At 37.8% G+C, this 13,144-nt stretch carries 10 protein-coding genes; 9 read left to right on the plus strand and 1 reads right to left on the minus strand.

The features are described 5' to 3' along the window. The first annotated feature begins 27 nt into the window (after nt 1-27). The 9 genes from CLV51_RS04125 (at nt 28) to CLV51_RS04165 (ending at nt 11,220) form a co-directional block, all read left to right on the plus strand. On the plus strand, nt 28-753 hold the full coding sequence (locus CLV51_RS04125) for a hypothetical protein (RefSeq protein ID WP_106526730.1): 726 nt from the start codon (nt 28-30) through the stop codon (nt 751-753). A 177-nt stretch (nt 754-930) separates the two neighbouring features. Beyond that, entirely contained in the window at nt 931-1,365 is a 435-nt protein-coding gene (locus CLV51_RS04130; RefSeq protein ID WP_106526731.1) for a very short patch repair endonuclease, read from the plus strand. Beyond that, nucleotides 1,352-2,614, plus strand: a complete 1,263-nt coding sequence (locus CLV51_RS04135; protein WP_106526732.1) for a DNA cytosine methyltransferase — start codon at nt 1,352-1,354, stop codon at nt 2,612-2,614. Before CLV51_RS04130 ends, CLV51_RS04135 begins: the two co-directional genes overlap by 14 nt. Before the next feature lie 19 nt (nt 2,615-2,633). Next, nucleotides 2,634-4,115, plus strand: a complete 1,482-nt coding sequence (locus CLV51_RS04140) for an ATP-binding protein (protein WP_106526733.1) — start codon at nt 2,634-2,636, stop codon at nt 4,113-4,115. 12 nt (nt 4,116-4,127) lie between these two features. Next, entirely contained in the window at nt 4,128-7,124 is a 2,997-nt protein-coding gene (locus CLV51_RS04145) for a Z1 domain-containing protein (protein ID WP_106526734.1), read from the plus strand. A 3-nt stretch (nt 7,125-7,127) separates the two neighbouring features. Then, nucleotides 7,128-8,084, plus strand: coding sequence for a PD-(D/E)XK motif protein (locus CLV51_RS04150; RefSeq protein WP_106526735.1), 957 nt, complete (start codon nt 7,128-7,130; stop codon nt 8,082-8,084). A gap of 9 nt (nt 8,085-8,093) precedes the next feature. Beyond that, entirely contained in the window at nt 8,094-10,016 is a 1,923-nt protein-coding gene (locus CLV51_RS04155; protein ID WP_106526736.1) for an AIPR family protein, read from the plus strand. Between the two features lie 136 nt (nt 10,017-10,152). Beyond that, nucleotides 10,153-10,725 carry a Crp/Fnr family transcriptional regulator gene (locus CLV51_RS04160; RefSeq protein ID WP_106526737.1) on the plus strand — a complete coding sequence of 191 codons (573 nt, stop codon included), beginning with the start codon at nt 10,153-10,155 and terminating at the stop codon, nt 10,723-10,725. A gap of 60 nt (nt 10,726-10,785) precedes the next feature. Further along, nucleotides 10,786-11,220, plus strand: coding sequence for an SRPBCC family protein (locus CLV51_RS04165; RefSeq protein WP_106526738.1), 435 nt, complete (start codon nt 10,786-10,788; stop codon nt 11,218-11,220). Here the strand turns inward: CLV51_RS04165 and CLV51_RS04170 are convergent, their stop codons facing one another. After that, the gene (locus CLV51_RS04170) at nt 11,221-13,071 is read right to left on the minus strand and encodes an ABC transporter ATP-binding protein (RefSeq protein WP_106526739.1); all 1,851 of its coding nucleotides are present in this window, start codon (nt 13,069-13,071) and stop codon (nt 11,221-11,223) included. Nucleotides 13,072-13,144 lie beyond the last annotated feature (73 nt).

Raw genomic sequence — 13,144 nt, forward strand, 5'->3', positions numbered from 1 at the left:
TGTTCTTCTTGTATTCTCTCTTATCATATGTTCAAAAATCAACTCGACCTTTTACGTCAACAAATTCCAATCGGAATACACCATGCAATCAACCTGCTTGATAAAACCAATGGAGATATAGCGCAGGCAAAAAGCCTTTTTGAGGAAGAAATAGTAAATATCATCATTAATAAGACTTCCGTTTTACCTGAAGTAGCAAAAAGACACCTGATAAAAAACGGCTATGATATTTCTAAAACACTGATAAGTATTGACGAAGAACGTTTTACTTTAACAGAACTTATTCTTCATAAAACAAAGAACAACAAAGAGGACGGTTTATATAAAATAGCGTATGCAATTGAAGAAAGGGAAAATCTGAAACGGAATTTTTGGTTGTCATTCGAAAGCCTGGGTAACCTAAATGCTTATCAATATTGCATTGTAACAATATGTGAGTGGCTGGAATATGAAGACTATGAAAATTTTTCCTCTGCGCTTTATTTTTATGTTGATATTGTAACAAACGAAATAGAAATAAAATTATCGCTTCCTCAAGTGGCAAATTATATCCGTCGGGCAAAACAGCGAAGAGAAGAAATTTTAGCGTTGTACAAAGAAAAGCAACAGGATAAAAACTTTATCCTCGTAGGTGAATTTGTGGAGCGTGATAAAGAGTATAGAAAGAACGAAGATGCATTTCATAAAGAGCGAACGCTAATTATAGATCGACTTCATGACTTGGTGATGAAAAATGTGAGTAGATTTCCTTGATGAAATACAGATAAAGTCTTCTGTTGAGACCTTGTTTGAGATTGTCTGGGCGCTGGATGTGGAAGCAAGAGAGTCTCATAATAAGGAAGAAGTCATAAAGTAAGCCTATTTTTGCTATTGATACTATATTTTATTAATCCGTGTATTGTTCGCAGCAGTTGTATAACTATCCCCTCCATGGCAGATGTACATAATAAGGAAACGAGGAGTTATAATATGAGTCGTATTAAAGGCAAGGATACAAAGCCTGAAATACTTGTAAGGAAATTTCTTCATGCAAGTGGTTTTAGATATAAACTTCATGTAAAGGAATTACCTGGTAAGCCTGATATCGTTCTTCCAAAATATCAAACAGTAATATTTGTACATGGTTGTTTCTGGCATGGTCATGATGGGTGTAAGTATTATGTTGTTCCTAAAACAAGATCTGAATGGTGGCTAAATAAGATTAATGGCAATATTGAAAATGATAAAAAAAACAAGAATTTTTTAATTAAATTGGGATGGATCGTTATTGATATTTGGGAATGTGAATTAAAGCCCCAGAATATTCAACAAACTCTTGTTAACTTGCCCCCTAAAATACTATCTTTTATAGATGAATTACATTGATTTATTTGCAGGCGCCGGAGGCTTATCAGAAGGGTTTCTCAGGCAGGGATATAATCCCATAGCGCATGTGGAAATAGATGAAGCTGCCTGCTATTCTTTAAGAACGCGTGTAGCATATCATCATTTAAAAAGAAAAGGGAAGTATGATATCTATGTGAAATATCTTAAAGGTGAAATTACCCGCAAAGAATTGTACAAAGAAATTCCAGAACATTTATTGGATAGCGTAATTAATCTACCTATTGGTGCGGAATTTAATGATAAAATTTATCGTTTAATAGATAAAGAACTCGGTGATAAGCAGGTTGACCTGATAATAGGCGGTCCACCTTGTCAGGCATATTCAGTTGTTGGCAGAGCAAGATCTTCAACAGGGATGAAAGGCGATCGGAGAAATTATTTGTATGTGCCTTATGCGAAATTTCTTGATAGATACAAGCCCAAGATGTTTGTTTTCGAAAATGTTTGGGGAATTAAATCTGCTGGTGGTGGTATATATCTTGAGAATATGGAAAAACTTTTCCTTAAGAAGGGATATAAAATGCAGTTGTTTGAACTGGAAGCAAATCATTTTGGAGTACTGCAAAACAGAAAGAGAATAATAATTATAGGTTGGCAGGAAGGATTTGATCTTGTATTACCAGATTTGAAGTCTGTTCGTATTGAATCAGACTTTAAGGTAAGGGATATTTTAAAGGACTTACCAAAGATCCCGGCTGGTGGTGGTAAAGACAAATATCAGCTTTATAAGGGGAAATCAAATGACTATCTGGAAAAGGGAATGATCAGAAACGGAATCGATATTTTAACACAACACATTTCAAGGCCTAATACAGAACAGGATAAGGAAATTTATCGCATAGCAGTAACAAGGTGGAATGAAAGTCAACAAAGATTAGATTATAATGATTTACCGGAAGAACTAAAAACACACAGTAATCGTTCTTCTTTCTTTGATCGCTTTAAGGTGGTAGCTGCGGACTTGCCATGGTCTCATACTGTTGTCGCTCATATTGCGAAGGATGGGCATTACTATATACATCCTGATATTGAACAAAATCGCTCGCTAACTGTTAGAGAAGCTGCAAGATTACAATCGTTTCCTGATGATTACTATTTTGAAGGTGTAAAGGAAGGTGGTAGCAGAACAGCTGCATTTAAACAGATAGGGAATGCGGTGCCTCCTTTAATGGCTGCCGAGATAGCCAAGAGAATTAAGAAACTTATTAAAGCCTGTACTGTTGATTAAATAATTAAAATAATTGTGAATGCCCGACCACGTTGAATTAATTCCCTCTCCTGCCCTTTTTATTAAATCAATAGCTGAACAAGGTTATACGCTTTCAACTGCTTTAGCGGATTTGATAGATAATTCTATTACTGCTGGTGCTACCAGAGTTGAGATCTTATTTAATAAAAAATCATTGCCGCACCAATTACTTATTGCAGATAATGGTGGTGGTATGGCATCAGATCAGCTTGTGGCGAATATGAGATTCCCCAGCAATGATCTTGAATTGGAAAGAGAGGGTGATGATTTGGGTCGGTTTGGCCTGGGGCTTAAAACAGCATCCTTCTCTCAGGCGAAGAAATTTGCTGTTATATCAAGAATGAAAGGCACAGAGAAGTTTAGTGGCAGAACCTGGGATCTTGATTATTTAAAAGATAATGGTTGGGCCCTGATTATTAATACGGATGATGAAGTTCAGGGATTTATTGATCAATATTTTTCTGATAATAAGAATTACCACAATCTTGATCCGTCTTTTTCCCCCAATACATTAATTACATGGAGTAATCTTTTTAAGCTCCGGAAGGCCAATGAACAGGAACTGGAAGATGAACTGAACGAAGTAAGAAACCATTTGTCGCTAATATTTCACAGGTATCTTGACTCAAGAAAGCTGATCATCAGACTTAATAATGAGATTATAAGCGGATTTAATCCATTTCCTCTTAACCAGTCTGATATTCAGAAGGTGAATGAGAAACATTGGTGGAGTGGAACGGACTATATTGATTTTCAAGGTATTATTCTACCTAAAAAAGCAATAGAAGAAAGTAAGAGAGGATCTTCGATATGGACTCCGCCAGGGAAAAGCCTTTTTGATATGGAAGGTTTGTTCGTTTATAGAAATGATCGCCTTATTCACTATGGTAGCTGGTTAAGGACAAGGAAAAAGTCAAACCTGTTAAGACTTGGAAGGGTAAGAATTGATATAAAAAATGACACTGATGCTCTTTTTCAGCTAAATGTGGCTAAATCATTTTTGAAATTACCTTTTGAGTTGAAAAAGGCTATGGTTGAAATGATAGGTGTGGTCGAAGCGCAATCCATAAAAGAATATAAGGAGAAAGTGACCGGAGAGATGGTGTTAAAGAATATCGGGTACCCTTCTGATCTACAGCTTATAAATAAAGTTATTACAGGTGCGGGACCCAAATTGAGAATAAATGAATCATTTTTACTTGTACGTCAGCTTCTGGAGAGTATTGGTGCTGCCGATAAGAATAAATTATTGATTCTCCTTCAGCTTATAGAAGGAAAGTTAAATGAAGTATGGGAGGCAGATTCGTCAGGGAGTGTTGTCGAAGAAAATGATTTTTCTCAGGAAGAAAAGGAAAAAATCTTAAATTTAAGACATTATTATATTGATGGAGGATTGTCAAAACAGGAAGTAGAGAAATGGCTACTTGATAATATTTCCCAATCCGCCGCTCAACAAGCCTATATTAAATCGTTAACCTAAAAAAATAACGTTATGTCCTGGGAAGGTATTTGCGATATTATTCTACCAAAAATGGAAAAGGCAAAACGAGATGATGGAGATGCCTTTACTGTATCCCGACTGGAGTCATTATCCCGGAATCATTTTAATGAATTGAAAGGAATCCCATATTTTCAGGATCATTTTGAAGGGCAAACTGAGGAGAACCTGCATATTTGGCTGAATAAAATCAATTCAAGATTAAAATCCATTATTGTTACTACTGCAGAACCAGATAACGTTCTTTCAGAATCAGAGGATTATTCAAGATGGCTGAATAAAGATCGAATAAAGGATGAAGAGTGGCATTACTGGTCACGTTATTATCAATATTTGAAGCGTATTGGAAGGCCGTTGGACGTTTTATCCAATACAGAAAAGAGTACATTTGAAATTATAGAGCGACTAGGTGACCCCAGAGCCGATATTCCTGAACTGCAGAAAGGACTCGTTTTAGGGGCAGTTCAATCAGGTAAAACAGCAAATTTTAACGGAGTTGTAAACAGGGCTATTGATCTTGGCTATGACTTAATTATTGTTTTTTCCGGTATAATGGACGATTTGCGTACTCAAACGCAGAGAAGGATTAACAGTGATGTGATTGGTTTGGGAAAGGTTGATAGTGGACAGCAAAATCAACCTGTAGGTGTTGGTTGCATAGAGAATTTCTCTAATTCAGGCATTTTTCAGATAGAATCCGTTACCTCTGAAGTTTTTGATTTTAATAAACGGGCTGCTGATTCTCATTTGGGTAATCGGAAAATAATGGTTTGTAAAAAGAACCACAGTGTTTTAGCTAACATTCTATACTGGATTAGAACCTCGATTGCACACGGACAGGATAGAATTGATAAATCGATACTTATTCTTGATGATGAGGCGGATAATGCGTCGCTCAATAATCTTGGGCATAAGGGAGTCGAGTATGCAAGCAAAATAAATGGACATATCAGAGCTTTACTGAATTTATTTAAGCGCCGGTCTTACCTGGGTTATACTGCCACTCCTTTTGCTAATATCTTACAGGATCAAAATGCAGAGAACATTGAAAAAAATGGTTGGGAGGTTAAATACAGAATTAATGGAGAAATAAAAATTTTAGGCTTTTCCCTGGCACCAAGTCTGTTTCCTGATAAATTCATTTATAAGCTGAATCCGCCTTCCAGTTATATAGGGCCAAAGCAGTTTTTCTCTTTTACAAGTGAGGAGTTAAATGATTTGAAACTACCTCTTATCGTAACTATTGAAGATCACAATCAACCAGCCCCTGATGCTGGTGAAAATGATTTTAATTTATCCCGTTCTATGCGGGATGCAATTGACTGCTTTATTTTGTCTATTGCCTTAAGGGAAAGTAGGAATGATATATTGAAAGATCTTCCAGGGTATACTTCTCACCATTCAATGCTTATTCACATCTCCCGGCTTATTGATGCGCAAAATGCATTGGCTGAAAACGTGAGTAAATATGTTAAATACCTTAGTGACAAAATTAACTTTGATGGATTAGATCAGGAGGATGGTATATACAAGAAGCTGGAATTACAATGGAATAGATTTTTTGAAGTAGAAGTATCAAGGATAAAAGAATATCTCCCGGCGGCCTATAATGCTGATGGGCTGATTCCTAAAAAGTACCAAGATATTTCTAAATTTTTGCCAAACGCTATATCTAATGTTGAGGTTAAAGCAGTAAACTCTAAAACTAAGGATAAGCTGGAGTATAAGGGTGCTTCAAAAAAATACATTGCTATTGGAGGTAATCGTTTATCAAGAGGATTCACGCTGGAAGGGCTCACTGTAAATTATTTTCTCCGTAGCACAAATTATTATGATGCACTGTTGCAAATGGGAAGATGGTTTGGCTACAGGCCCGGATACATCGATGCCTGCAGATTGTTTATTGATAAAGATACAGAAGAAAGGTATGACTTTGTAAATGAAACCTTGCATGAATTGGAAGTGCTGATTGAATCGATGGAGGCACAAAAGAAATCACCTAAAGATTTTGAGTTAAGAATTAAAAAACATCCTGGTGTTCTAAAAATAACAAGACCATCTATATTGAAAAATGGGAATGAGGTTAAATTTTCTTATTCCGCAAGTCATAAACAGTCTACTGTATTTAATCTTCAGGCAGATAATCTTCTTAGGTCATGGGCTGATTTTAGAAACCTTTATTCCTCCTTCACGTGGACCAATGATATTGGATTCTATAGAACTGAGGTTAACATAGATGACTTATTCAAGTTTCTGGATATTACTCTTGCCTTTAGTCCGGCACATTTAGATACTATTAATCTAAAGAGATATATTAAACTTTGTAATGAACATGGAAAGTTAATGAAATGGACTATTGCAATTAAAAGAGGGGGAAGTAAAAAGAGATTTAAGCATAAAGATTTAGATATTACAGGGACAATAAGACGTGGCCCCCAAAAAGAAGAGCCTGTTTCTAAATACTACAATAGCTTAAAAGGTGATAAGCTTGAATTTACAGCCGCGCAGAAATCGAAGAATATTATTACCTCCGGCACTGATGAAAGTTTGGGGCTCGATATAACTACCAAAAAAGAAGCGGAGAATAAATTCAGAGAATTTAAGAAAGGTAGGTTTATAGAAAGAGGGGAAAGTCTTCAGAATGCAATAGATATGGCTAATAAAATTACAATTCCGGGCCATATTTTCTATGATTTAAGGTCTGATTCAGAAGGTTTATTACTTGTTTATTTGATTGATATTCAAGAAATCTTCTCACCACACGATGAATTACTTGGTGCCGCAAAGAGAAACGGGATACAATCTCTTTTTCAGGAGGTGCCATTAATTGGCTATGCTTTAAGCTTCCCCAAAATTATAAATGATCCAGGTGGAGAGTATGATTATGTCGCAAACAAAGTTGCAATTGTGGATGATGAAGAAATTAAAGCTGAATTATCTGAAGATGAATTACCAGATGATGATTATTCAGAGGCCATAAATCTTATTTAATTTATGATTCTAAAGTGGGATGAGCTTAAGGACGCCAATGCATCTGGTTACCGTCAATTGAGATTCCCGGTTCACTGCGAACATGAGATATATTATGCAATTGATCCAACTGGTAACAGATGTATCCTTTTCTATATCAATGATCGGAACCACTCCGATATGATACGTGATAACTCTTTTAAGAATATTAGTCTTGAGACAAAGAAGATCTATTCAAAGGCTGTCATTGTATTAACGCTGTTGGATAATGGCTTCTCTGATATTTTTGATTATTTTATTGGTTCAATATTGGAAAGTCTCGTCGATGTAACCACGGAGTCTGTCGCTATAGATAGATATCTGCAATGTTATAATAAGTGGGTTGAGCTTTTTCATGCAACCTCTTCTGGCCTTAAAGAGAAGGATGTTATAGGTTTAATAGGAGAATTGCTGATGTTTGAGCATGTATTAAATTATAGCGGAGCTTCAGCAGTTGATGTTATTAATTCCTGGCGAGGGCCTTATGGCAAAGGGCACGATTTTGAACTCGGAGGCACATTTATTGAAGTTAAGGCTATTGATAGGAATAAACAGCTAGTCAATATCTCTAGTGAATATCAACTTGATTTCTTATCCCATCAAACACTGTTTTTGGTAGTTTATGAGCTGGAAGCATCTACAGATGAGAATTCCTTTACAATATCTGCTTTGGTAAGAAAGATTGCTGATTTGCTGAGATCCGGGTCCGTAATTAATACTGAAGGATTTTGGAAGGCATTAAGTAAAGCAGGTGTAAATTTAACAAATATACATGAGTATGATATGTTCACTTTTAAGCTTTCTGAATGCATTATTTATAAAGTTGATGCTGAAAAGTTTCCTTCAATAAAAAGATCAGCCTTACCTGATGCAATAGTAGATGTTAAGTATCGATTATCACTTGATGCAATAAGTGAGTTCAAATTCCCTAATATTTTTTAATCGTGCGGTATGACAGTTAATGATTTAGTAGAATATAATCAATCTTTGATCGAACAAATTACAACAGAAGAAAATACTGTTGACCGATATGAGTTATTGGATTATGTTCTTCCTTTTCTAAATTCCTCACGACTTACAGATTCGGAGAGTTACTCCCCGTCTTTCTTTTCTTTACCTGTTGAGAATACAGAAGTAGATGCATATCTGATAAATGAAACAGGAGAGCGGCTTCAGTTATTTTTGACAAATTTGATTCTTACCAAGGGAAATGATAGTTTGTTGATTACCAAGTCTGATTATTATAAAAATCTGTTTTTAAAATTGAAGAATTTTTCTAAAAAAGCTTTCAATAATAATCTGTCCGCAATTCAGGAAAATGATCCATGTGCGAGTTTAATAAAATCATGTGTTAATGAGGATTTTATTGAGCAAATTGATACAATTGAAATGTTTATCATTACAAATGGGATCTCAATTGAACCAAGGGGAAATGAGCCTTCTCTGAAAGTTTTTCAATTCTCTGAAGAGGCAATAAATGTTAAATACAATTTATCAGGTAAACCCAAAACAAAAAAAATCGATATAAAATTTCAATTAATTGATTTAAATAAAATTTACAATTATATATATTCTGAAACTCAGGGAGATCCTCTGGTAATCCGCTTTGATAAGCCTCTTAAAGCGCTTAAAGCGGCAAATGAAAAGCACTACGAATCTTATCTGTCCGTGATACCTGCTGAGGTTTTGGCAAAAATATATAAAAGCAATAGCACAAGATTATTGGAGCGAAATGTGCGGTCCTTCTTATCATTCAATGTTGTGAATAAGGAAATGAGAAAGACTATTAAGGAAGAGCCAGAGAAATTCATGGCTTTTAATAATGGTTTGACAATAACTGCTACTGAAATAAAGGGAAAGGAAGTCGGGGGAATGTACCATATAGAAGAATTGACAGATTTTCAAATTGTTAATGGAGGGCAGACTACTGCTTCGATATATTTTTCCGCAAAAGAAGGATTACCTATATCCGGGGTAAATGTTACAGCAAAGATTAATATAGTTAAGTCCGGGTCTGCTGAAGTTCTTGATGATTTGGTATCTAAGATATCCGCTTTCTCCAACTCTCAATCCAGAGTATCGAATGTTGATTTGAATTCCAGGAGCCCATATCTCATTAGGATAAAAAAACTTTCACAAATGATCTTTACTCCTGCCGGGAATAAGTGGTTTTTTGAAAGGGCACGGGGAGAGTTTATAACCTTGCTGAAGGTAAATGAGAAAGAAAAGAAGAGCAATGAAAATCTATATCCAAAGGAAAAGCGACTTACTAAAGAGCAGATTTCAAAGTATTTTGTATCATGGGGTGAAACACCGTTTCTTGTAAGGAAGGGGGGAGAGAAAGTTTTTAGAGATTTTATGGAGCTGATCAAAAAAGATCGAAACAGAAAAGAATGGGATGCAAGCCAAATGGGAACTACTTTTTATGAGGATTTAATAGCGAAAGCTATATTATTTAAAGAGTTTGAGAAGATATATGGTTCCGGCGCTAAGGCTATAGGGCAAATTCGCTCTGCTGCAGTTCCCTATGCTTTATCCATTTTGTATAAAGCAACAGTGCAAGGCAAAAGTAATAATTTTAATCTTGCCAGGATTTGGAGAGAACAAGAACTGCCTGCTGATTTTAAAGAGTTTTCCAAACAATTGTTAGTTGTAGCACATGATGCTTGTATAAAATATGCTAAAAGCGATGATAAGTCGGAGTATGCAAAAAAGGAGGAATTGTGGAATGATGTTTCTCTATGCAAAGAGGTCGCCGCATTCATAAAGGAAAATCGGCAAATAATCATGAAATACTCATTATCCGAAAAAGATATTGAGAGCAGATATATGAACGAAGAAGAGTTATTATTGTCCGAGGAGGTAGCAAATTAATGTTGTTAAAATATAATATTATAGGCTATAAAAAAATATAATGGCAGTATGGTTCTCACGTTAACAAACAGTGGGTTATCCAGCTGCTCTTATTTTGCTAAAGACCCCATCCCAACATTTTTCCTACCTTCCCCTCATGAATCACCTGGCCACCTACATCCAATCCTACTTCAACATCCCTTCCTCCGACATAGAAAAAATCCAATCTTTTTTCAAGCCGGAGTCCATAAAAAAAGGCGACTACTTCCTTAAAGCGGGGCGCCAATGCAGCAGGCTTAGCTTCCTCCAGGAAGGGCTGTTAAGGGTTTACACTACTACGGCTACTAAAGACGTAACGCAGTGGATCAGCTCTAAAGGTTATATGATCACTGATTTATCCGGACTAATATTTCAGTTGCCATCTACCTGTAATATCCAGGCACTTACGGATTGTGAGTTATATTCTATTGAAAGAGAGGATTACAATGATATAGGAAAAGTTATTCCGCAGTGGCATTACCTGGAGAAGTTGTTTATCGCGAAGTGCTTCAAAACCCTGGAAGATAGGGTGTTTACGCATTTGGCGATGACGGCGGAAGAACGATATCAGCAGTTCTTTAATTGGCAACCCGAGTTGTTTAACCAGGTGCCGTTGCAGTACATCGCTTCTATGTTGGGCATGACGGCAGAAACATTGAGCCGGTTGAGGAACAAGAAATTAAATTCTTGATTTATATCAAGTACACGCGTTTGTTTGTGGCGCATCTTTGTATCACAAAACGCAAACAAAATGAACATCAATCACAACGCACCCGTACAACAGACAAAAGAACTCTTTATTAATGCAGCCCCTGAAAAGGTGTGGAAGATTTTAAGCAACATCAATGGCTGGGGTATGTGGCTGCCTGAAGTGAAAAAAATTAAAGTAAATGGAGATGTAAAGCCCGGTACCAGCTTCAAATGGACAAACGGCGGCACGGGCATCAGTTCTGTACTACACACCGTAAAACCCAATGAATTCATCGGCTGGACAGGCAAAGCTGCCGGTACTTACGCTGTTCATAACTGGATACTGGTAGCACAAAACGGCGGCACACTGTTAAGAACAGAAGAAAGTATGCAAGGCTTTGTAGCATTCCTGTTTAAAGGCATGCTTAATAAAATGCTGGTCAACGGTATGAGCGACTGGCTCACAAAAATTAAGGATCAGGCAGAGAAAAATTAATTATTTATATCCCGCTGCCTGCAACTCAAACAATTCCGCATACCTGCCGCGGCGTTGCAACAATTCCTCATGACTGCCAATTTCTATCAGCTGCCCTTTTTCCAATACCAATATCCTGTTGGCCATGCGTACGGTGGAAAACCGGTGTGATATTAGTACCGCTGTTTTATCTTTTGTGAGATCAGCGAAGCGAAGGAAGACATTGTATTCTGCGCGGGCATCGAGTGCGGAGGTGGGCTCATCTAATATCAGCAGCTGCGCATCTTTCATGTAGGCACGCGCCAGTGCTATCTTTTGCCACTCACCACCTGATAGCTCTACACCCTGGTTAAAGCGGCGACCAAGCATTTGCTCATAGCCCATCGGCAGTTTTTCTATCAAAGGATAAGCAAGACTTTGGTGCGCAGCATCATCAATGAGGGCGCGATTTTCACTTTGAGCAATATTGCCTACAGCAATGTTTTGTGATACCGTCATCTGGTAGCGCTGATAATCCTGGAATATAACGCCCACCTGGGTACGAAGTTCTATTAAATCGTATTCTTTCAGGTCAAAACCGTCCAGCAAAATCCGTCCTTCTACTGGTTCATATAAACGTGCGAGCAGCTTTACCAGTGTGGTTTTGCCGGCACCGTTTTCTCCTACCAGCGCCAGCTTTTCGCCGGCGTTTAAGGTGAAACTAAGATGACGGATGGCCCATTTTTCGGAATTAATATATTTAAAGCCCACTCCTTCAAAGGTAAATCCATGCTGTATAGGTTTGGGAAACGGCCGTGGATGCAATGGTGTAACCATCTTGGGCTTAATCTCAAAATAGTCAAACATGTCGCGCAGGTACATTGCGCCTTGTGTAACACTGGAAAAGCGGATCAGGATACCCTGAAAGGTAGTCCGTAGCTGCCGGAAGGAACCTGCCAGGAAAGTGAGGTCACCAAGGGATAGGCGCCCGTTAACTGTTTGCAGAATGATGATGACATAGGCGGAATAATAGCCGGCACTTCCAATTACGGCAAAGAGTGTTCCCCACACCGAGTGACGCACTTCCAGGTTTTTTTTATCTGTATAAAACTTATCAGATATCACCCGGAAACGATTGATCAAAAAATTAGAGAGATCAAATACTTTTACCTCTTTGGCAGTTTCATCGCTGGCGCCGAGGAAGCGGATATAATCCAGTTCACGACGATCAGATGTTTGCCCCCAGGCGAGTTTATAGGTCAAGTCGTTGAAGTGCGATTCGTTCAGGAAAGCCGGTATTACGGCCAGCAGCAATAACAATATCAGCCAGGGATTAAACAATACTAAGCCCGCCGCCAGGAAGCCGATGGTAATAATATCCTGCACCTGGCTCAGCACTTGTGCCAATAGTATGGTTCTGCCGGTAGTTTGCTGCCGTGCGCGTTCCAGCTTATCGTAAAATTCGGAATCCTCAAATTGATCCAGGTCCAGTACAGCCGCATGTTCCATGATCTTTATGGAAGTATGTTTTCCAAAGAGGTCGCCCAATAAGCTATCCAGCAGGGAAATCACCCGGCTAAGGGCATCGGATAATATAGCCAGCCCAAATTCAAGGGCTACCAGTTGCCATAAATAAGAAGAAGAGTGCTGTGTGCTATCTTTACTCAGGTGTACTACCTGGTCTATAATCAACTTACCTACATATAACAAAGACAATGGCATGGCAGATTGCGCAATACGTAATACTGTATTGGCAATCGTAAGACCCGGGCTTGTTTGCCATACCATCCTGAAAAACGCCGGCAGGTTACGGAGGGCTGCCAGTCGCTCCTGGAAGGTTAATTTATCGTCTATTCCCTGGCGTTTCTTTCGAGGGTTACCTAATGAGCTCATGCAGGTAATTTACGTCGAAAATGATAATCTCCCTATCGTCTTCCTATTTTTATGTTACCTGACTATGATGACA

Source organism: Chitinophaga niastensis (genome assembly GCF_003014755.1).
Taxonomy (GTDB): Bacteria; Bacteroidota; Bacteroidia; order Chitinophagales; family Chitinophagaceae; genus Chitinophaga; species Chitinophaga niastensis.

What these genes read in the sequence shown, in the direction of transcription:
- CLV51_RS04125 (WP_106526730.1), top strand. Translation starts at nt 28, where the DNA reads ATGTTCAAAAATCAACTCGACCTTTTACGTCAACAAATTCCAATCGGA.
- CLV51_RS04130 (WP_106526731.1), top strand. Translation starts at nt 931, where the DNA reads ATGGCAGATGTACATAATAAGGAAACGAGGAGTTATAATATGAGTCGT.
- CLV51_RS04135 (WP_106526732.1), top strand. Translation starts at nt 1,352, where the DNA reads ATGAATTACATTGATTTATTTGCAGGCGCCGGAGGCTTATCAGAAGGG.
- CLV51_RS04140 (WP_106526733.1), top strand. Translation starts at nt 2,634, where the DNA reads ATGCCCGACCACGTTGAATTAATTCCCTCTCCTGCCCTTTTTATTAAA.
- CLV51_RS04145 (WP_106526734.1), top strand. Translation starts at nt 4,128, where the DNA reads ATGTCCTGGGAAGGTATTTGCGATATTATTCTACCAAAAATGGAAAAG.
- CLV51_RS04150 (WP_106526735.1), top strand. Translation starts at nt 7,128, where the DNA reads ATGATTCTAAAGTGGGATGAGCTTAAGGACGCCAATGCATCTGGTTAC.
- CLV51_RS04155 (WP_106526736.1), top strand. Translation starts at nt 8,094, where the DNA reads ATGACAGTTAATGATTTAGTAGAATATAATCAATCTTTGATCGAACAA.
- CLV51_RS04160 (WP_106526737.1), top strand. Translation starts at nt 10,153, where the DNA reads ATGAATCACCTGGCCACCTACATCCAATCCTACTTCAACATCCCTTCC.
- CLV51_RS04165 (WP_106526738.1), top strand. Translation starts at nt 10,786, where the DNA reads ATGAACATCAATCACAACGCACCCGTACAACAGACAAAAGAACTCTTT.
- CLV51_RS04170 (WP_106526739.1), bottom strand. Translation starts at nt 13,071, where the DNA reads ATGAGCTCATTAGGTAACCCTCGAAAGAAACGCCAGGGAATAGACGAT.